At 71.1% G+C, this 18986-nt stretch carries 20 protein-coding genes; 7 read left to right on the plus strand and 13 right to left on the minus strand.

Going from position 1 to position 18986, the window contains the following annotated elements; genetic code table 11:
- Positions 1-213: 213 nt before the first annotated feature.
- From ACFY29_RS24950 to ACFY29_RS24960, 3 genes are all read left to right on the plus strand, one after another.
- Complete coding sequence (locus ACFY29_RS24950; RefSeq protein WP_355611927.1) at positions 214-1488, plus strand: helix-turn-helix domain-containing protein; 1275 nt, start codon at positions 214-216, stop codon at positions 1486-1488.
- Between the two features lie 101 nt (positions 1489-1589).
- Complete coding sequence (locus tag ACFY29_RS24955) at positions 1590-3053, plus strand: CoA-acylating methylmalonate-semialdehyde dehydrogenase (RefSeq protein ID WP_386990798.1); 1464 nt, start codon at positions 1590-1592, stop codon at positions 3051-3053.
- 1 nt (position 3054) lies between these two features.
- The gene (locus ACFY29_RS24960) at positions 3055-4239 is read left to right on the plus strand and encodes an MFS transporter (protein WP_386990041.1); all 1185 of its coding nucleotides are present in this window, start codon (positions 3055-3057) and stop codon (positions 4237-4239) included.
- Here the strand turns inward: ACFY29_RS24960 and ACFY29_RS24965 are convergent.
- Positions 4212-5978: a GAF domain-containing protein gene (locus tag ACFY29_RS24965; RefSeq protein WP_386990042.1), complete on the minus strand. Its 1767-nt coding sequence runs from the start codon at positions 5976-5978 to the stop codon at positions 4212-4214. The two genes, ACFY29_RS24960 and ACFY29_RS24965, sit on opposite strands and share 28 nt — an antisense overlap.
- Before the next feature lie 90 nt (positions 5979-6068).
- Here ACFY29_RS24965 and ACFY29_RS24970 point away from each other — a divergent pair, with 90 nt between their 5' ends.
- Together ACFY29_RS24970 and ACFY29_RS24975 are read left to right on the plus strand one after the other, a co-directional pair.
- Complete coding sequence (locus ACFY29_RS24970; protein WP_328415393.1) at positions 6069-6548, plus strand: cupin domain-containing protein; 480 nt, start codon at positions 6069-6071, stop codon at positions 6546-6548.
- Positions 6541-7728 (plus strand): FAD-dependent monooxygenase, encoded by a 1188-nt coding sequence (locus ACFY29_RS24975; RefSeq protein WP_386990044.1) that lies wholly within the window; start codon positions 6541-6543, stop codon positions 7726-7728. Before ACFY29_RS24970 ends, ACFY29_RS24975 begins: the two co-directional genes overlap by 8 nt.
- A gap of 192 nt (positions 7729-7920) precedes the next feature.
- Here ACFY29_RS24975 and ACFY29_RS24980 read toward each other — a convergent pair whose 3' ends face one another.
- The 11 genes from ACFY29_RS24980 to ACFY29_RS25030 all read right to left on the minus strand — a co-directional run bounded on the left by ACFY29_RS24980 (position 7921) and on the right by ACFY29_RS25030 (position 16598).
- Positions 7921-8616, minus strand: coding sequence for a DedA family protein (locus tag ACFY29_RS24980; RefSeq protein WP_386990046.1), 696 nt, complete (start codon positions 8614-8616; stop codon positions 7921-7923).
- A 60-nt stretch (positions 8617-8676) separates the two neighbouring features.
- Complete coding sequence (locus ACFY29_RS24985) at positions 8677-9231, minus strand: phosphatase PAP2 family protein (RefSeq protein ID WP_386990048.1); 555 nt, start codon at positions 9229-9231, stop codon at positions 8677-8679.
- Positions 9232-9338: 107 nt separating this feature from the next.
- Positions 9339-10754 (minus strand): sensor histidine kinase, encoded by a 1416-nt coding sequence (locus tag ACFY29_RS24990; protein ID WP_386990050.1) that lies wholly within the window; start codon positions 10752-10754, stop codon positions 9339-9341.
- Positions 10755-10833: 79 nt separating this feature from the next.
- A complete protein-coding gene (locus ACFY29_RS24995; RefSeq protein WP_386990052.1) occupies positions 10834-11439 on the minus strand; it encodes a hypothetical protein in 606 nt (201 codons plus the stop codon).
- A gap of 68 nt (positions 11440-11507) precedes the next feature.
- Positions 11508-12899, minus strand: a complete 1392-nt coding sequence (locus ACFY29_RS25000) for a hypothetical protein (protein ID WP_386990054.1) — start codon at positions 12897-12899, stop codon at positions 11508-11510.
- A 62-nt stretch (positions 12900-12961) separates the two neighbouring features.
- Complete coding sequence (locus ACFY29_RS25005; RefSeq protein WP_386990800.1) at positions 12962-13642, minus strand: ATP-binding cassette domain-containing protein; 681 nt, start codon at positions 13640-13642, stop codon at positions 12962-12964.
- A 62-nt stretch (positions 13643-13704) separates the two neighbouring features.
- Positions 13705-14442 (minus strand): hypothetical protein, encoded by a 738-nt coding sequence (locus ACFY29_RS25010; RefSeq protein ID WP_328415379.1) that lies wholly within the window; start codon positions 14440-14442, stop codon positions 13705-13707.
- On the minus strand, positions 14439-14993 hold the full coding sequence (locus ACFY29_RS25015) for an RNA polymerase sigma factor (protein ID WP_386990057.1): 555 nt from the start codon (positions 14991-14993) through the stop codon (positions 14439-14441). Before ACFY29_RS25015 ends, ACFY29_RS25010 begins: the two co-directional genes overlap by 4 nt.
- 78 nt (positions 14994-15071) lie before the next feature.
- Entirely contained in the window at positions 15072-15749 is a 678-nt protein-coding gene (locus tag ACFY29_RS25020) for a response regulator transcription factor (RefSeq protein WP_328415375.1), read from the minus strand.
- A gap of 169 nt (positions 15750-15918) precedes the next feature.
- Entirely contained in the window at positions 15919-16323 is a 405-nt protein-coding gene (locus ACFY29_RS25025; RefSeq protein ID WP_386990059.1) for an ABC transporter permease, read from the minus strand.
- 98 nt (positions 16324-16421) lie between these two features.
- Positions 16422-16598 carry a hypothetical protein gene (locus ACFY29_RS25030; protein WP_386990061.1) on the minus strand — a complete coding sequence of 59 codons (177 nt, stop codon included), beginning with the start codon at positions 16596-16598 and terminating at the stop codon, positions 16422-16424.
- Positions 16599-16609: 11 nt separating this feature from the next.
- Between ACFY29_RS25030 and ACFY29_RS25035 the strand changes: the two genes are divergently transcribed.
- The gene (locus ACFY29_RS25035) at positions 16610-16786 is read left to right on the plus strand and encodes a hypothetical protein (RefSeq protein ID WP_386990063.1); all 177 of its coding nucleotides are present in this window, start codon (positions 16610-16612) and stop codon (positions 16784-16786) included.
- Positions 16787-16836: 50 nt separating this feature from the next.
- Here ACFY29_RS25035 and ACFY29_RS25040 read toward each other — a convergent pair whose 3' ends face one another.
- On the minus strand, positions 16837-18300 hold the full coding sequence (locus ACFY29_RS25040) for a protein kinase (RefSeq protein WP_386990064.1): 1464 nt from the start codon (positions 18298-18300) through the stop codon (positions 16837-16839).
- On the opposite strand from ACFY29_RS25040, the gene ACFY29_RS25045 reads away from it, so the two are divergent.
- The gene (locus tag ACFY29_RS25045) at positions 18287-18565 is read left to right on the plus strand and encodes a hypothetical protein (protein ID WP_386990066.1); all 279 of its coding nucleotides are present in this window, start codon (positions 18287-18289) and stop codon (positions 18563-18565) included. The genes ACFY29_RS25040 and ACFY29_RS25045 overlap by 14 nt on opposite strands.
- Positions 18566-18986 lie beyond the last annotated feature (421 nt).

The raw sequence follows: 18986 nt of genomic DNA on the forward strand, positions 1-18986 counted from the left end.
GGGCGGTAGGTTCGGCACCGCCCCACGCGCCACAGCCTCGCCGCGTCACGCGACGCGCCACCATGTGGGGCCACCCATTTCTGAGGCGACAGTGTGGTGAGCGACACATCGGCACGGATCCGCGGCCGGCGGCACCGTGGCCTCATGACCTCCGCCTCGCTCCACCAGGTGACTACGCCCACACCAGCCCCACGACCGCGTCCAGACGCCGACGTGCGCCTGCCGACGTGGGCACGCGAGGCCTCCGACGGCGTGGATCTGGTGGCCCTGGCGGACCGGGTCGTCGAGGCGGACCTCGCGGCGGCGTTCGACACGTTGCGCGACAACGACGAGTTCGTGTCCCGGCTACGGGCCAGCGTGGTCGAGAACCTCCGCCACCTCCGCCAGGTCATCGCCGGGCGGATCCACCTCACTGAGGTGACGCTCGCCGAGCCGTTCGCCCTGGCCCGCCTGCAGGCCCGGCTCAGGTTGCCGCAGACGGCACTGCAGCGGTCCTACCGTGTGGGCTTCCTGACCATGTGGCACGAGTGGAGCGACCGGCTGGTCGAGCGGGCCGACCGCAACGACGTCCCGCGCGCAGAGAGTCTCGAGGCACTACGCGGCATGACTGCGCTGCTGCTCGGCTACCAGCACCAGGTGGCATCGCAGGTCGCGGACAGCTTCGCCCGGGCCGACGAGGCGCTGAGCCGCTCGCGCGAGCACGTACGCAACGGCCTCGTCCAGCATCTGCTACGCGAGGACTCCACGCCACTCCCACCGTCGGACCTGGTTCTGCTCGACTATCCCCTCGACGCCAGCCACATCACCGTGTTGCTGCCGGCGATGCCCGAAGGCGCTGCGCGCCAGATCCTCAACGCGCTGCGCGAGGCGTGCCACACCCGCGACACCCTCGTCCATCCGGTCGACCTCACCAACACGGTGGTGTGGCTGGCACACCCCCGGCCACCGGGATGGCGCGCCGCGAGGATCGCCAACCTGACCGACTGCCTCCGCGGCCTCGGCGTCGAAGCGTCGGTCAGCGACCCGCACGTCGGCGTACAGGGCGTGCGGGCCGGCTGGCTCCAGGTGCGGGACGTGCAACGGGTGCGCGCGGCGTGGGGTGCGGCGGGCAGCCCCAGGGTGCTGGGCCACCCCGACGTTAGCCTCGAGATCCTGTTGATGGCCGACTCGGTCAAGGCCCGTGCGTTCGTCCACGCCGAACTCGGACAGCTAGGTGCCGACGACGACCTGGCCGCGCGGCTGCGCGAGACCGTCGAGGCCTCCCAACGGTGGGGCAGTCATGTGACCACCGCCGCGCACCTCCACCTGCATGAGCACACCGTGCGCAACCGGCTGCAGAAGGCCGCAGAGCTGCTGGGCCGCCCGCTGACGGAGCGACGGACCGAGCTCCAGGTCGCGCTGAGGCTCGCGCGGCTGCTGACCGAGAACAACAGTCGGGCCGACAGCCCGATACTGCCGCCGCCGGTCAGTCCCGGCACGCCGGGATGACGCCCGGCGTGAGTACACCGCTCGGTCGGACCTCCCATCCTGAGGGTCCCCGCATGAGGAGCGAGCAGATGAACGGCGACGTGGCGCGTGTGAACCACTGGATGGGGCAAGAATTCGCGGGTGCGAGCACCCGTACCGCCTCGGTCACCAACCCAGCGACCGGAGCGGTGACCGCCGCGGTGGCACTGGCGTCCACGCACGACGTGGCCCGCGTGGTCGACGCCGCCGTCGCGGCGTTCCCGGCGTGGCGCGACACGTCGTTAGCCCGCCGCACCCAGACACTGTTCGGTTTCCGCGAGCTGCTGAACACACGCAAGACGGAGCTTGCCGAGCTGATCACCGACGAGCACGGCAAGGTGATGGCGGACGCCGTCGCAGAGGTCAGCCGCGGCCAGGAGGTCGTCGAAGTCGCCTGCGGGATCGCCCAGCTGCTGCACGGCGCCGTGAGTGAGAACGCCGCCACCGGTGTCGACGTGTCGACCGTGCGCCAGCCGTTGGGACCGGTCGCCGTGATCAACCCGTTCAACTTCCCGGCCATGGTGCCCCTGTGGTTCGTGCCGGTGGCCATCGCGGCGGGCAACACCGTCGTGCTCAAGCCCAGTGAAAAGACCCCGTCGGCCTCAATCTGGCTGGCGCGGCTGTGGGAGGAGGCAGGCCTGCCGGCCGGTGTGTTCAACGTCGTGCAGGGTGACGCCGAAGCGGTCGACGCGCTGCTCAGACATCCCGCGATCGAGGCGGTGTCGTTCGTGGGGTCGACGCACGTCGCGCGGCACGTCTACGAGACCGCAGCCGTGTCGGGCAAACGCGTGCAGGCCCTCGGCGGCGCCAAGAACCACATGGTCGTGCTCCCCGACGCCGACCTCGACGCCGCTGCGGACGCCGCCGTCAGCGCGGGCTACGGCTCAGCCGGCGAGCGGTGCATGGCAATCAGCGTTGTCGTCGCGGTGGGACCGGTAGCGGACGACCTGGTGACCCGAATCGCCGACCGGACACGTGCCCTGTCGGTCGGGTCCGGGCGCCGCGACGTCGACATGGGGCCGCTCGTGACGCGCGAGCACCGCGATCGGGTTGCCTCGTACGTCGAGGCGGCGGAGGCGGAGGGCGGCAAGCTCGTCGTCGACGGCCGCGACTGGGACGTGGATGGCGAGGCGTCAGGCTTCTGGCTGGGGCCGACGCTGGTCGACCATGTCACCCCCGAGATGTCGGTCTACCGCGACGAGGTGTTCGGCCCGGTTCTCGCAGTCGTACGAACGGAATCCTTCGACGAGGCGCTTCGCCTGATCAACGCCAACCCCTATGGCAACGGCACCGCCCTGTTCACCTCCAGCGGCCCGGCCGCCCGGCGGTTCCAAAACGAGGTGCAGGTCGGCATGGTCGGGATCAACGTGCCGGTGCCGGTGCCGGTGGCGCACCACTCCTTCGGCGGCTGGAAGAACTCACTGTTCGGCGACACGCACGCCCACGGTGCCGAGGGGGTGCGGTTCTTCACCCGCGCCAAGGTCATCACGTCGCGGTGGGGCGCGCCGAGCGGCGGAGTGCAGCTCGGCTTCCCGCAAAACACCTGAAGTGGCGACCACTGCGGCGCCCCCCGCTCCGACGCTCCTTCTTGCCTGCCTGCTCGGCGGTTCGGCCGGCTGGGCGATGACGGCCGCGGGCGCCGCAGCGAGCACCATGGCGGCCGCCTACGGCGCCGACCTTCTCTGGGTCGGCCTGCTCACCGCCGCGCTGGCCGCGCCCTATGCCGCCCTCCAGTTCCCCGGCGGGATCCTGGTCGACCGCCTCGGCGTGCGAACGGCGGCGGCCGCCGGGCTGTCCCTCGTCGTCGCCGCGCACCTGCTGGCCCTGCTGGCTCCCCTGCCCTGGCTGGCGGTGGCGGCCAGGATCGCCTCCGGGACGGGATTCGCCGTCTGCTTCGTCTCCGGAGCCGAGCTGGCGCGCAGCAGCGGCCGCGGATCGTGGGGCATGGGGATCTTCGGTGGCGTGGCGCTCGCCGCGTCGGGAGCGGCCGTGCTCGTGGTGCCGTTCGCCGAGCTCGTGCTGGACTGGCGGGCTCCCTGGGTCACGACAGCTGCTGTGACGGCCCTCGCGCTGGTACTGGCGGCGCGGCAACCGCCGGACGGAGCCCGCCGAGCGACGCCCACGCATGGCGTCCACACCGCCGGATCACCACCGTCGACGCTGTTGCGCGACGGTGAGCTGTTCCGCCTCGCCGCCGTCCACGCCGTCACGCTCGGCGTGGGCCTCGTACTCTCGTCATGGGCCACCACGTTGCTCGTCGACATCTGGTCGTTCGAGTCCACGGCGGCCGCCGTGATCGGATCGGGCGTGCTCGGCCTCTCCGTGGTGAGCCGGCCCCTCGGCGGCCACATCGCGGCGATGTGGCCCACCCACAGCCGGACGATCTGTGTCCTCGCACTGATCGCGTGCTCGGCCGCCACCGTGGCGCTGTCCCGACCGACCGCGCCGGTGGTCGCGGTCCTGGCCGTGGTGGTGCTCGGGCTGTTCAGCGGACTGCCGTTCGCGAGCGTGGTCGGCGCCGCCCAAGCGCGCTACCCGCAGCGACCGGCGGCTGCCGTCGGGATGATGAACACGGCCGCGTTCGGTCTCGTCGTCACGGCGACCCCGGCCATGGGGTGGGCAGCCGACCACGGGCACGCCTCCTTAACACTGGTCGTCGTCGCCATGCTGTGGCTGGTGCCGTTGCTCGTGCTCCCGCGCGGTGCTCAGCCACGTGCCGTGCCGCCGTCCTGACCACGGGTCCCGAGCGCGTCGGCCACCTCGTCGGCACTCAGCGCGATCTGGAGTTCGGCGAGGGACCGCACGTGCGCGGTGGACACCCCCAGCAGCTGCTCGGCCTTGCGGATGCGCAGGCCGACCGTGTTGGGGTGCACGAACAGCGCTGCGGCAGTGGCAGCGGTGTTGAGGTCGTGGGCGATGTAGGCGCGCAGCGTCTGCTCGAGAGCAGTCCCGCGCGTAGCGTCGTGGGCGCGGATCGGGGCGAGCGTCTCGGCGGCGAAGCGACGTAGCTCCGAGACGTCCTCGAGCTGCAGCAGCAGCCCGTGCACGCCCAGCGACTCGAAGCTCGCGACCGTGTCGGCCTGCCCACGGAGCTGGGCGATCGTCGCCGCACCGCGGGCACGTCGGTAGGCCGCGGGGTAGTCGGCGAGCGTCGTGCAGAGCGGCGAGACTGCCACCCCGGTGTCCGCCCCGACGCCGATACGGCGCAGCTGCCGTTGGAGCTGACCGGCGCGGTCCAAGGCGTCGGCCTGGTCCTTCGCCGGCAACAGCAACACGACGTCGTCCGCGATCGCGCTGACCAACGCACGGGGCTGAGCGGTGGCCACCAGCGACCTCGCGACCGACAGGACGCGGGCGGACCCGGCACGCTGCGTGCCGCCGTGGACCACGATCACGGCATGCGGGTTCGTCAGGTCGAGACCGAGCCGGCCCGCCCGCTCGGCGGCCGTCACCAACCCCGCTGGATTCCCGGTGAGCAGGTCCGTGACCACCTCGCCGGACAGGCGCCACTCGACCTCGAGTGCCGTGCGGGCCCGCAGCACCTCGAGGGCGCAGACCGTGGCGGCGTGCTCGAGCGCGCGGACGTCGATGGCGGGCAGCGGCAGCACGGACCGGGGGACCCAGATCCGAGCGACCGTGTCCAGGCCGAGCATCACCGGCGTCGAGTGCGCCTCCGTGTCTTGCGTGACGAGAGGGTTCTCGTCGCGCTTCACCGCGGCCAGCTCGGCCCCAGACGGTTCCTCGGTCACCACGACCGATGTACCCAGCACCTCGGTCAGCGCCGCCGCGACCCCCGCAACGCCACCGCCCCGGAGCGCGACCTGGGTGAACTGCTCATGCACCGCCTCCCCGCGACGCAGCAACTCGTGCTGCTCGGCGAGAGCGGTGTTGGCCGCGAGCAGCTCGGCGATGGTCGCGGCCTCGCGATCGCGTAGCCTGGTCGTCTCGATCGCGACGCCAGCCTGGTCGGCGAGCAGAGAGAGCAGATCCCGCTCGTCGGCGCCGTACTCGTGGGGAACCCGCTTGTAGCAGTTGAGCGTCCCGACGGGCACGCCGGACGACACAACGGGGACCGAGATCAACGAGCGGTAGCCCTGCTGGCGCGCCACCCCACCCCACGGGAGGAAGGTCGCGTCGGCCAGGGTATCAACCACCTGCACCGACCTACCGGTGAGGAACGCCTTACTGGAGGGAGCCTGCAGCTCGTCGTCCGGGTCCAGCATCACCGGATGGTCGGCGTTGACCTGCTGGATGTAGCTCGACGAGAGGCCGTAAGTGCCGGTGATGGCCAGCGAATTGCCCTCCTCGTCGACGATCAAGACGGCGCAGAAGTCGTAGCCAAGCAGGCGAGCCGCCGTCTCGGACACGAGGTCGAGCACCTCTGGCGGCGAAACCGGTCGATTGATCACGGTGGCGATGGTCGCGATCGCCTCGAGCCAGGGGCGCAGGTGCAGGGCACCGCTCGTCTGCATGGCGCGACTGTGCCACGACACCCGACTCCGCGCCATACCTGTGTGGCGACACATGTCCGAACGGGGCCAGCGGAGGCCACAGTAGGCGCCATGAACGATCACCACCTGTCCGAGGCCGAGCCGCCCGGGAGGTCCCGCGAGGCCGACGTGCACATCATCCGCGGCGACGACCTCTCCGACGAGACACCCCAGACGTCCGGCCTGAAGCGCTTCGAGGCCGTCTCCGCCCGCCGCCTCGGGTCCCAGGACCTGTGGATGGGGCTCTCGGTGCTCCCCCCGGGCAGCAAGACCGGTGTCCACCACCACGGCCAGTCCGAGACCGCGCTCTACGTGCTCAGCGGGGTGGGTCGCTGGTGGGTCGGCGACACCCTCGACGACATGCGGGAGGCGCACCCAGGCGACTTCGTCTACATCAAGCCCCACGTCGTGCACTGGGAGGAGAACGCCAGCGGCGCCGAGCCGGTGCGGATGATCGTCGCGCGCACCACCCAGGACGCCATCGTCGTCAACCTCGAGCACCACCCGTACGGACCCGCACTCGACAACAGCGAGAGGTACGACCATGACTGAGGCGCGCCGCGCGGTCGTCGTCGGCGGCTCGTTCGCCGGACTCACCGCGGCCCTGCTGCTGCGGGAGCAGGGCTTTGAGGTCGACGTCTTCGAGCGAACCCCGACGTACCTCGACGGCCGAGGCGGCGGCATCGTCCTCCAGCCCGACACCGTCCGCTGGATCGTCGAACGACCCCACAGCTTCGGCGTCGACGACATCAGCATCGGCTCGTCGGTGACGCGTTACCTGGGCGTAGGAAACAAGATCGTGCATGAGGAGCCCGCCGCCTGGCGATTCAGCTCCTGGACAACGATGTACCGCGTGCTGCTGGACGACTTCGGCACCGACCACTACCACATCGGCGAGTACGCCGTCGGAGTCAGTCAGGACGACGACGGCGTGGACATCCGCTTCACCAGCGGCCGGACCGAGAGGGCCGAGCTCGTGGTGTTCGCCGACGGAATCTCGTCGATCGGGCGCCGGCGGCTTCAGCCGCAGTTCCAGCCGCGCTACTCGGGCTACATCGGCTGGCGTGGAACCGTGCCCGAGCGCGCGGTGTCGGTCGAGACGGCCGACCTCATCCACAACGCGACGAGCTACGCCGTCATCGACGCCTCGCACCTCTGCATGTACCCGATCCCCGACAGCAACGGCAGCCTCGCCCGAGGGGACCGGCAGCTCAACTACGTCTGGTACCGCAACGTGCCCGAGGGTCCGGAACTGGACGAGATGGTCACCGACCAGCGCGGCTTCACCGCGCCCGTCTCGGTGCACCCGGGCCAGGTGCAGCAGCGGTACGTCGACCGGATGCGTTCCGACGCCTTGGAGCTGCTGCCGCCCGCGGCAGCCGAGCTGGTGACCCGGAGCGCGCAGCCGTACATCCAGATCGTTCTCGACATCGCGGTGCGCAAGATGGCCTTCGGACGCGTGGCCTTAATCGGCGACGCTGCGTTCGCCGCGCGACCCCACGCAGCGGCCGGCACCGCCAAGGCGGCCGCCGACGCCTGGGCGCTCGCGGATGCGCTCTCTGCTGAGCCCGACATTCCGCGCGCGCTGGCCGCCTGGGAGCCGGCCCGGCTGGCGTTGGGCAACAACCTTCTCAGTCGAGTTGCCGAGATGGGTGCACGGTCGCAGTTCACGAACACCTGGGATCCGGCTGACCCAGCGCTGCATTTCGGCCTCTACGGCCCCGATCAGTAGGACGCCTCAGGTGGGGCTGTGGGACGCAGGCAACGGGAAGACCCCTCGACTGCGGCCTACCTGACCGCCTGGGGGCTGGGCGGACGAAGAGACGGTGGGCGACGTAGCCTTCTTGTCCTCACGGGCCCAAGGCGACCGCACAAGCGAATTCCTCACCATACGCACCGCGCTGATCCGCGTCGGTGCGGCGCATCACTCGGTTCGGGGCGCTTGTGCCGCTGCCGCGGGGTTCACTGCCTCTGGGGATATGCGGGCGGCGGCGCGGCGGGATCGGAGTAGTTGGATGCCGATCGGCAGTACGGAGACCACGACGATGCCGATCAGGATGGCCTCGATGTTCGCCTTGACGAACGCGACCTGGCCGAGGAAGTAGCCCAGGACGGTGACGCCGACGCCCCAGAGGGTCCCGCCGAGGACGTTGTAGATGAGGAACGTCCCGTAGCGCATCCGGCTGACCCCGGCGATGATCGGGGTGAACGTCCGCACGATGGGCACGAATCGGGCCAAGATCACGGATCGGGCACCGTAGCGGGCAAAGAAGTCGTTGGCCCGGTGCACGTTTTCCTGTTTGAACAGGCGAGAGTTGGGTCGGCGGAACAGGCTCGGACCGACGCGCTTACCGAACAGGTACCCGACCTGATCTCCGGCGATCGCAGCGACGGCCACCAGCAGGCAGAGCAGCCAGAGCGGTTGGTGCAGGTAGTGGCCGTCGGCGACGAGCAGCCCGGCGGTGAACAGCAGTGAGTCACCGGGCAGGAAAAACCCGATCAGCAGCCCGGACTCGGCGAAGACGATGGCGAGGATGCCGATCAGCCCGAAGGTGGAGATCAGCCACTCCGGGTTGAGAAAGCTGGGACCCACGGCCGCCAAGGCGAGGGACGTTGACACGAGGAGACCTCCGAGAGGGGCGTGACGGGTGGAGCGGGCGGGGCAGACGGGCCGGAGCGGCTAGTGGTGGCTGGCAGCCGCGCCGGAACGGTGTTGATGGGCACGCCGGTCGAGGACGCGTACGGCAAGCGCGATGATCAGGACGGCTCCCGCTCCGATGACCGCGCCGGCGAGGATGTCCGTCGGGTAATGCACACCTGACCAGACGCGGGCGAGTCCGATGACAGTGGCCAGCACCGACAGCAGGAGTCCCCAGCGCCAGGACAGGAACACCCCGACAGCGAAGGCCACCGCGAATGCCGCCGTGGCGTGGTCGCTGGGCAGGGATCCGCCTGGGTCGTGCGGAATCAGCTGGTGCACAGGGTGCGTCTGGAACGGGCGGACCTCGGTGCTGGCGAGGGCGACCACCTGACCGACGACGAACGCCAGGGCCAGCGACGCCCCGACGCGCACGAATATCGACCAACTACGCGACCTCGGGGCGAGCAGCAGCGCGACCGCCGCCAGAGCGCCGAGAAGGTAGATCAGCCAGACGGCGCACCATTCCAGCACGTCGTCGAGCGGATCGTGGTGTCCGGCGGCTGCGTTGATGAGGTGAAACAGGTGGTAGTTCATCGGGCGTCCGATCCCGTGGCCGACCCGGCTCCCTCGACCGGCTGAGCTGACCCTCTCCGCTCGCGACTGAGAGGACCCTGAAGAGCGAGGCGCAAATCTCTCGCGGGTCAGTCGCTCGATTCGCCGTCGCTGGTCAGCGGCAGTAGGACCTGGATCGTCATTGGCGGGCCGGGCAGCACCCGCACTGTCCCGCCGTGCGCCGCGACGATCTCCCGGGTGATCGGCAGGCCGAGACCACTCCCGCCGTCGGCGCGGGCTCTGCTTTCGTCGAGCCGGACGAACCGTTCGAAGATGCGTTCCCGCTGGGCCTCTGGAACGCCCGGCCCGTCGTCGGTGACCTCCAAACATCCCCACCCGTCCTCGACCCGGACCCGTAGGAGCACCTCGTGGCGCGCATGATGGGCGGCGTTGTCGGCGAGGTTGCGCAGCGCCCGCCCGAGGTCGTGAGGGTCGCCGGTCACCCGGACCGGGGTGAGCTGGGTTCGGACGGTCAGGTCAGGTCGGCGGGCGGAGAGGTGGTCCCGCTCGGTGTAGGCCAGGTCGTCGAGGTCGACGTCCTCGCGGCGCAGGGCGAGGCCGTGTTCGTCGATGCGGGCGAGTACCAGCAGGTCGGCGATCAGCCGGCCCAGTCGCTGCGACTCGTGTCGCATCAGTCGGACCAGGTCGTCGTTCGCGCCGGGTAGGGGTGTCATCGTGAGGCGGTCGAGGCCGGCCTGCAAGGTTGCCAGCGGGCTGCGTAGTTCGTGGCTGGCGTCGGCGACGAACCGCCGTTGGCTGGTCGCCGCCATCTGTAATCGGTCGAGCATGCTGTTCATCGTCTGCGCGAGTGCCGCCACCTCGTCGTGTGCTTGCGGCACCGGCACCCGGGCGTGCAGGTCGCGGGCGGTGATGCCCGCGACCCGGCGGCGGATCGCCTCCACCGGGCGCAGTGACCGGCCGACGAACAGGAACACGGCCGCGCCGATCAGCAGCAGCATCGGCGGCAAACCGGTGACCAGGATCGCGGCGATCACCTCGGTGCTCTCGTGTACTGGTCGCAACGACTGGGCCACCAGCACTGTGCGGGTGCCCGAGTTGGTGCCGACACCGATCGCGACCACTCGGTAGGGGTCTTCGACAGCAAAGGGCAGCGTCCGCTGTTCCCGTAGCGTTTGACCGGCAGCGGGGCGCAGTGAGGACAGCGGCTCCGCGCCGCCGAGCGTCGGCGATGCCGCCTGCACCTCACCCGACGGCGCCAGTACCTGCACCAGGCTCTGCTCCCCCGGGCTGAGCTTCAGCGTCCGAGCGATGGTGTCGGAGTCGCCGTCAGCTACCGCGGCGGCCACCTCAGCGGCGCGTTGCCGGGCAGCCGCATCCACGGTGTGGACCAGGTTGGCCCGGGCCAGGTAGATGAAGGCGGCTGCGCCGATTCCGAAGGCCACCGCCACCACCATGGTGGCGGCCAGCGCCGAGCGCAGCCGCACGCCCAAGCGGCGGCGTGCCCACCGGGCCGGGGCCCGCAACGAGGTGCGCATGGCGGCCATATCCGCAGCCTAGGGTCCTCAGGGCTGAGAAGGCGCTGAGAGACGGCGGGGTGGTGCGATTCCCCGCCGTCTCTCGCGATCATTCGCTGCGCGGGATTTCGGGATCGGCGTCACGGGCTCCGCGCACCGCGACCAGCGCCACGCCGGCGACGAAAACTAAGCCGGCGCAGAGTGCGGCGCCGACGTCATGCGGCGGTCGGGCCGGCCAGATCCACGGCGTGGTCACCGCCGGCCCGTGCCACTGCGTGTACAGCGCGTAGAGGGCGACCATCAGGTAGGCGGTAGGGCCGGCCCATGCCTGCGCGCCGCCGAACAGGGCAGCGCACAACAGGCCAATGCCCGTCAGCCCGGCGACGTTGCGCAGCACCTCCAGGGCGCCGCCGGCCAGGTGGCCACCGGCTCCGGCGGCGGCCAGCGCACCGACAGCGGCGACGGTCAGTGCCACCGCGGTGGCCAACCGGAGGAACGGTAGCCACCGTCCGGTGACGCGTTCCGGCTCGCCGAGGAGACTGGTGGCGGTGACAGCGATGGCCACGGCGCAACCGGTCTCGAAGATCAGCGGCAGCTGGAGCGCCCCGTATGCCTCCCACTGCCACCGCAGCGCGACCCTCAGGCCGACAGCGCAGGCCGCCACCGCTGCCAGGGCCGCCGGGACGCGGCGGTTGACCAGGTACAGGCGAGCCAACCGCAACCTCGCCCGCCCCGCACCGCCCGGCGCCACCGCCGACAAGAGATTACGCGTTTCGTCCCCGGTCACGGCAGCTGCGCCAGGGTGAGCTGGCCCGCTCGCAGCGCCGCCACGTGCTCCAGGAGCCAGGCGCGCCGGGCAGTAATCGGCAGCGCGGCTAACCGCTGCGCCGCAGCGGCGGTCGGGCTTCCGGGCGGCGCCACGCTGGACGTGCCCAGGATGGCCTCCGTGACCGCCTGCTGCGCCGGATTCGCGTCGCGGCCGCCGCCCACGACGCTGTTCACGATGCTGTGCCCGGCGGCCGCGCGTAGCTCGACAGCAAATTCGTCGGTGGTCATCTGGTGGGGCAGGAGCAGGTGAAACACCGGCGGCGTGCCGCTCGTAGGAGGGCCAGCCCGACTGATGCTGACGCGATTGTCGGGCCCCTGTTCATATATCGCGGCGGATTGGCTGATCCGCACGGGTGCGCCGGGCAGGCCGACCACCTCGGTAAGTATCGGTTCGAGGGCTTCCGTCACGGCGGGCAGGTAGCCGGTGTAGGCGGGGTGCAGGCAGACCGGGATCGGGGTGTGGCTGCAGACCGGCGTGTAGCGCACCGGACGGTCGTTGCCCGCATTGTGCAGCAGCGGAATGGCGATCATGCCGTGGGCGTCGAGCCGGCCGGTGCCGGCCAGCATAACCGCGGTTCCGGCTGCCAACAGCCCGGCCGCGGTGATGGCCGCCGCGCACCGGCGTAGGCACCGCCCGCCAGCGCCGGCCGGCAGGCCGAGGGCGCCCAGCAGTGCCGCGGTCAGGCCGGCAAGGAACAGCACCTGGGCGATGGGAAGGTCGGGCAGGTAGCGGTAGAAGGTCGCCACACCCGGGTCGGGCCCGATCTCCCAGGGGCCGGCGACCAACGGCGAGATCTGCCAGTACGAGTGGTCGCCGTGAATGAATTGCAGGCTGATCTGCAGCGCGAGGAACACGCCGATCGCGACCAGCGGGGCGGTGAACCGGCTGGGGCGAAGCACCCCGGCTACGAACCCGAGCGCGGAGAACGCTGGCATGCTCACGGCGCCCACCACGGCCGGCCACCACAACGGCCCGCCCCAGGCACCCTGCCACGCGGTCACCCCGTACAGGACACCCACGCATCCCAGGTAGGCGACGATCGCCCACCAGGTGGTCGCGGCCCAGGTCGCGAGCTGGCGAGCCCATCGCGGCCGGGCCGTACCGATCACCAGGTCGGCCATGCGATGACGACGCTCCCGCCAACCCAGCCAGGCGGCGGCGCCAACCACCGTCGGCGCGAAAACCGCCAGGGTGGTCGTCTGCATGGCCATGGCCCGGACGTTCCACAACGGCGGGGACGCCATGCTCGGGCGGTAGGTGATGAACCAGAACAGCATGGCGACCAGCGGCAGCATCCACAGCATCACGCTGCGGCGCGTCTCCAGCCGCAGCAGCCCTCCCGTCACCGTGAGCGCCAGGCGCGTACGACGAGCTGTTTCGCCCGGCGCAGGCATTACTGAAGCGGCGGTCACGCGCGTGCCTGCGCTAGCACCGCGCTGTATCCGCGCTCCAGGGGAGCATCGCCGGCCGCGGCGGTTCCCTCGGCGCGCGCGGTCAACTCCTCCGGCGTCCCCTGGAAAACGATCTTTCCCCGGTCCATCAGGGCGACCTCGCTGCAGGCGGCACCGACATCCTCGACGAGGTGCGTGCTGACCATGACGGTGGCCCGCTGCCCCAGGTCGCGCAGCAGAGCACGGAACGCCACCCGCTGCTCGGGATCCAACCCGGCGGTCGGCTCGTCCAGCAGGAGCAGTTCGGGATCGTTGACGATGGCCTGCGCGATTCCCACCCGGGGCAGCATTCCGCCGGAGAGCGTGCGTAGCTTCGCCGTCGCCTTGTCGCCCAGGCCCACACGCTCAATCGCGGCCGCTACAGCGTGATGCACTCGCGCTGGCGGCATCTCTTTGAGCAGTGCGAAATACTCGACGAACTCCACGACGGTGAACCGCGGGTAGTAGCCGAGGGTCTGCGGCACGTAGCCGAGCCGGCGCCGGATCTGCCGGCGCTGCCCGTACTGGTCGGGATCTCGGCCGAGCAGCCGTAAGCGACCCGAGGACGGTGGGATCACCGTGGCCATCATCCGCAACAGCGATGTCTTTCCCGCCCCGTTCGGTCCCAACAAACCGAACACTCCGGGGCCGGTCTGCATCGTCACCCCGGCGACGGCCTCGGTGCGGCCGAAGCGTCGGGTGAGATCGCTGATCTCGACGTTCATGACGTTCCTCTCGGTGTCCGGGTCGCATAGAGGACGATCGCCGCGCAGCAGGCGGCGAACGCCAGGTAGGCAGGCCAGAGGGCGGATTCGGTGACCGCGGCGGTGAGGCGACCGGCGGCCACCTGCCCGGACAGAACGGTGATCGTCCAGCCGAGCAGGCCCGCGGCCACGCCCACGTTCGCCGACCGGGCGACGGTCGCGGCGGCCAGGGCCAGCGCGCACACCGCGGTCATCGGGACCAGCCAGCCGAGCGTGACCGCAGTGGCGGATCCCGAGGCGCCCGAGGCGGCCAGCCCGAGCGCCGCGTTTACACCGAACACCGCCATTGCCCGGACCAGCAGCACCATGCGATCGCTGACCGCCATGCTGCACGACAGCTCCCACGTGGGGTCGATCCCCGGGCCGTAGGCGAACGCGATGCCCACGGCGGCGACCGCGGGCGCGAGGAGGGCCACGTACGGCGTTCCGGTGCTCAGCGTGGCGAGCAGTCCGGCGAGCAGCACCACCGCAGTAGCGCTGACCCACCCGAGCAGCAGCGACGGCGTCGTCACTAACGCCCGGGCCAGGCCCGGCGAGCGGAGCAGGTGGCCCGCCAGCCGCTCCACCGCCCCGGGATGGCGACGCCATACCTGGGCGGCCACCCCGATCCAGACCCGACCAAGATCGACGTCTTCTGGCCCGGGGCCGCGTTCCTGGGGCTCTTGGGCCTGGCGCGTCGCATCACCGCTGGTCACCGCGCACCTCCATCGCGCGCCGGCTCGTGGCGCCGCAGGGCAGCGCGCATCAGCCGGCGGATCTGGTACGCGCGGCTCTTCACCGTCCCCGCGGGAACACCCATCAACTCAGCCACCTCAGCCACGGACTTGTCCTCGACGTACATCAATCGCCAGGTCTCGCGCTGCAGGCTGCCCTCCGGCCCCAGCACCTTCACGGCGTCGGCAAGCTCGGCCCTGGACAGCGCCGCGTCAGCCGGGTCTGCGCCGTGCTGGCCAACGGATTCGGCCAGGGCGGAGAGCAGCAGTTCTGGTTGCCCTCGTCGGCGCAGCCACAGCGCGGCCTGGCGGCGGGCTATCCCCCACAGCCAGCCGCCGGCACCCTCACGTCGGTACGCCGCGGCGCCTCGCCAGGCGGCCAGAAAGGTCTCCTGCAGGACGTCCTCCACGTCGGGGGGCGGCAGCACCGTGCGCAGCCGAACAGCCAGCCACGGGGCGTGCCGCGAGAACAGTTCCCGCAGCGCGCTCTCGTCACCGCCAGCCACGGCAGCGATCAAATCCTCGTTGTCCATCGCCACTACTGTTGCGCTCCAGAGCGGATCGGTTCACTGATCACACACGCATTTTGTGAACTTGGCCCCCCGACGCTGTCACCCGCCGTCGGCGGCCAGCCGGTAGCCCATGCCCCGTTCCGTCTGGATGGCCCTCCGGCCGAACGGCTGGTCAATCTTGCGGCGCAAGTAGCCGACGTACACCTCGACGATGTTGGGATCGCCGTCGAAGTTGGCGTCCCAGACGTTCTCGATGATCTGCCGCTTGGACACCACGTCGCCGCAGTGGCGCATGAGGAACTCCAGCAGCGCGAACTCCCGGGCGGTCACCCGGATCGGTTGCCCGGCGCGGGTCACCTGCCGCCGGGCCGGGTCCACTGCCAGGTCGCCGGCGGTCAGGATCACCGGTCGGGCGGGAGCGCCGCGGCGGATCAGGGCCCGCAGGCGGGCCACCAGCACCACGAACGAGAACGGCTTGATCAGGTAGTCGTCGGCGCCGAGATCGAACGCGTCGGCCTGGTCGTACTCGCCGTCCTTGGCGGTCAACATCAGCACCGGCGTCCACACATCCCGCGAGCGCAGCTGGCGGCACACCTCATAGCCGTTGAGACCGGGCAGCATGATGTCGAGCACCACCACGTCGTACGGGTTCTCGGTGGCCGCCCACAGCCCATCGGTCCCGTTGTGCTGCACATCGACAGCGAATCCCTCGTCGGTCAGGCCGGTGCGGATCACCTCCGCCAGGGCGGTCTCGTCCTCGACGACCAGCACGCGCACGCCGTTCGTTCCTTCCCGCCCGTAGTCCCCGGCGGGCCCGGCCGGGTCCGCGTCACCTCCGATCATCGCGTGCAAAGGGGCGGGGGCAGGCCTGCTACCCCGATGGTGAGGTGCCGTCACCGGAGCGGGGCCCCGGTGTCCTGGTCCGACACGTCCCGCTTCGTGACGTTCAGGTACGCGACCAGTCCCCGGATCGTCGCGAGGAACAGGGCGCTGGTGAAGTCCGTGCCCAGCCCGAGGCCGCCGTCGTTGGGTGCCTGGGACAGGTAGCCACGGCCATGCTGCCCACGACGATCGGCACACCGGCCCACCAGCCTCGGGCACCGCCCGTGACACGCCGACCGGAGGTGCCAGCCGCCACCGCGCACATCAGGACCACAAACGCGGCCGTGGCCCACAGCGACACCACGATGCCCGCGATCAGCAGCGACACGCCACCCAGCTGGATCGCGGCACGGACGGCGGCGACCATGACCTGCCGACCGTGGCCCAGTTTTCCGAGGGTCACGACGACCGCAGCCACGAGGGTCAGGACGACCAGCGCAACACCGAGCTTCGGGCCGACCACGAGCATCGTCGAGGACATGCCATCAGTTGCCCGCCACGCCCACCAGGGGCGTAGGCGCTGCCGGTCCCGACGGTTGTGACAGACATGCCGGCGCTGTCGAATGATCACCCCCTGTCCGGCGGGAGCGTCGAACAGCCGGGCAATAGCTGACGAAGTTTGCCCCGGAAATCGGCGGTGGCCATCCGGCGTACCGCCTCGGTGATCAGCTCCGGTGCGGTGGCCAGATTCAGCCGGACGTGGCCGCCGCCGGTGCCGAAGGCCAAACCGGAGTTGGGCGCCACCGAGTAACGCCATGGCCCACGGTGAGGCGAGCCAGATCCCGGGCGATTTCGACCCGTCCAATGCCGCCCGCGTGCTCGCCGCGCGCGCCGCCGACCCCACCGCCACCGTGGCGGAGACATCGACCGGCGAGCTGGCGTCACCGACCGGGACGGCGCGACGACACCTCAACGGAACGCCGGTCGGATAGCAGCCCTCGCCTGCCTCGGACAACGACCGCATCAGCCTGCGCCTGAGCTGTCAGTCGTCGTCTTCCTCGTCCCGCGCCTGCGAGTACCCGGCGAGCAGGTCCTGAAGGCGGGTGGCGGTGTCGGCGCTGATCCGGCCCCCGTCGGCCGCGTCGGCGACCCGCTCGCTCAGTTCCCGAATCCGTTTGGCGCGGTCCTTGGGCTTGCCCCGGTCCAGATCGGCGAGCTTGTCCCGCAGCTCCTCGGCCGTCTTTGGGTCGATCTCGCTCCGGCTCTCCGCGTTGTCGATCACCGCCGTCAGCTGGGCGGTCAGCTGCCGCAGGGTGACCGGGGTGGGCCCGCCGGTCGTTGGCGGAGCGCTACCCGGATCGGACGAATCACCCGGTGCATCCGACGCCGGCTGCTCGACGGGTGTGACGGCGACCGGTGGCGCGGCGGGCGGATTGTCCGGTTCGCCGCCGAGGGTAAGCATTCCAACCACCCCGACGGCGAGGGCGAGGCCGGCCGCGACGAGCACCGCGAGCAGCCGATTCGACCGGCGCGACTGGCCTGCCGGCGATGCGGCGCGCACCGGTCGCGCCGTGGGCAGCGACCGGTCGATCAGCGTGGGCGGGTGCGCGGGCGCGACGGCCGCCCGGCTGGCCGGCAGGGTGGGCAGGACCGCGGTGGGCGGATCGGCCGGCTGGCCGGCGCCGAACCGGGTGGCGAGCTGTGCCGCCGTAGGCCGGCGGGCCGGGTCGGCCGCCAGGCAGGCGAGGCTGAGCTCTGCGAAGTCGGTGGGCAGGCCGGGGATGCGCAGCGGCGGTACCGGGGTGCGCCCGGCGTGCACCTCCATCGCGTCCTCCCAGGTCTGCACGGGCAGCGGGGCCCGGCCGGCCAGGGAGCGGTAGAGCACGGCACCGAGGGCGTAGACGTCGCTGGCCGGGTTGGGCGGGCCGGCGGCCAGCCGCTCCGGGGCGAAGTAGGCCGGGGTGCCCATCAGCAGTTCGCCTGTCTGTCCGGCGAGCGGGTGGTGCGGGCCGGCGAGCGCGGCGATGCCGAAGTCGAGCACCTTGGCGCCGGTGTCGGTGAGCATGACGTTGCCCGGCTTGATGTCGCGGTGCACCACCCCGATCCGGTGTGCGGCGGCGAGCGCCGCGGCGACCTGGCCGGCCATCCGGACCGCCTCCGGCCAGGCGAGCGGGCCGCCGGTGAGCCGATCGGCGAGGTTGCGCCCGTCGACCAGCTCCATCACCAGGTACGGCACCACCGTGCCGCCGGCCAGGGTCGCCTCGCCGTAGTCGTACACCTGGGTGACGTGCGGGTGGGTCAGCCGGGCGGCCGCGCGGGCCTCGCGCTGGATGGTGGCCCGCAGCTGCGGGTCGACGGCGAACTCACCGGCGAGCGCCTTCACGGCGACGGGCCGGCCGAGCACCTCGTCGTCGGCGCGCCACACCTCGGACATCCCGCCGAGGCCGATGCGCTCGCGCAGGACGTACCGATCGTGCAACCGGAGGGTGGGCGTGAACGGCGACATGGCCGTCCAGTGTGCCCGCCCGGCGGCACCAGCCATCAACCGCCCTGCCGCCGCCGGGCTGAGCGCGCCGAGGAGACAGCGCTGGGGTACGGCGGCAGCGCTGAAAGGAGCCGCCCGCATCGGCATCGGCTGCGCCTGGCGCGGACACCACCTCACCGCCATCCGCGACCACCACCGCATCACCGTCTACACCGCGGGCGGCCACCCCATCGGCCATGCCACCACCAACGACACCCGCTACGTCCGCCTCACCCCAACCCCATGACACACGTCCCGGGACACACGTTTGACACACCTTCCGGGACATGACACTCCTGCCACGCTTGACTGTGGGCCACGGCTGCACGGCCCGGGCGTGCCGGGGTCGCGCTCTGGGTATCAGGAAGGCGTGGACATGGACCTGGAGCAGTGGCACGTGTTGGCGGAGCGGCACCGGCAGTGTGATGACGACCCCCGCCGGTGTCGAGACTGCCAGGCCTACTGGCCGTGCTCCTACCGGCTTCGAGCCGATCGCCAGTTGCTCACGACGGTTGGCGAGGGTACCGCGGCGGCTCAGAGCCCGTCCATGATCGTCTAGCGCTGCAGGCCGAGGCAGGATCATGTAACAGCGGTGCGCTAGCAACTATTGCCGACGCGACCGTCGCAGCGTCGGTCGGCAAAGGCCTAAGGATCGCGGTGGCCTGCCC

Source organism: Micromonospora sp. NPDC000668 (assembly GCF_042897975.1).
In the GTDB taxonomy this organism is placed as follows: Bacteria; Actinomycetota; Actinomycetes; order Mycobacteriales; family Micromonosporaceae; genus Micromonospora.

What these genes read in the sequence shown, in the direction of transcription:
- ACFY29_RS24975 (WP_386990044.1), top strand. Translation starts at nt 6,541, where the DNA reads ATGACTGAGGCGCGCCGCGCGGTCGTCGTCGGCGGCTCGTTCGCCGGA.
- ACFY29_RS25015 (WP_386990057.1), bottom strand. Translation starts at nt 14,993, where the DNA reads ATGGACAACGAGGATTTGATCGCTGCCGTGGCTGGCGGTGACGAGAGC.
- ACFY29_RS25040 (WP_386990064.1), bottom strand. Translation starts at nt 18,300, where the DNA reads ATGTCGCCGTTCACGCCCACCCTCCGGTTGCACGATCGGTACGTCCTG.
- ACFY29_RS24990 (WP_386990050.1), bottom strand. Translation starts at nt 10,754, where the DNA reads ATGGCCGCCATGCGCACCTCGTTGCGGGCCCCGGCCCGGTGGGCACGC.
- ACFY29_RS24970 (WP_328415393.1), top strand. Translation starts at nt 6,069, where the DNA reads ATGAACGATCACCACCTGTCCGAGGCCGAGCCGCCCGGGAGGTCCCGC.
- ACFY29_RS24965 (WP_386990042.1), bottom strand. Translation starts at nt 5,978, where the DNA reads ATGCAGACGAGCGGTGCCCTGCACCTGCGCCCCTGGCTCGAGGCGATC.
- ACFY29_RS25035 (WP_386990063.1), top strand. Translation starts at nt 16,610, where the DNA reads ATGGCCCACGGTGAGGCGAGCCAGATCCCGGGCGATTTCGACCCGTCC.
- ACFY29_RS24985 (WP_386990048.1), bottom strand. Translation starts at nt 9,231, where the DNA reads ATGAACTACCACCTGTTTCACCTCATCAACGCAGCCGCCGGACACCAC.
- ACFY29_RS25025 (WP_386990059.1), bottom strand. Translation starts at nt 16,323, where the DNA reads ATGCTCGTGGTCGGCCCGAAGCTCGGTGTTGCGCTGGTCGTCCTGACC.
- ACFY29_RS24955 (WP_386990798.1), top strand. Translation starts at nt 1,590, where the DNA reads ATGGGGCAAGAATTCGCGGGTGCGAGCACCCGTACCGCCTCGGTCACC.
- ACFY29_RS25005 (WP_386990800.1), bottom strand. Translation starts at nt 13,642, where the DNA reads ATGCAGACCGGCCCCGGAGTGTTCGGTTTGTTGGGACCGAACGGGGCG.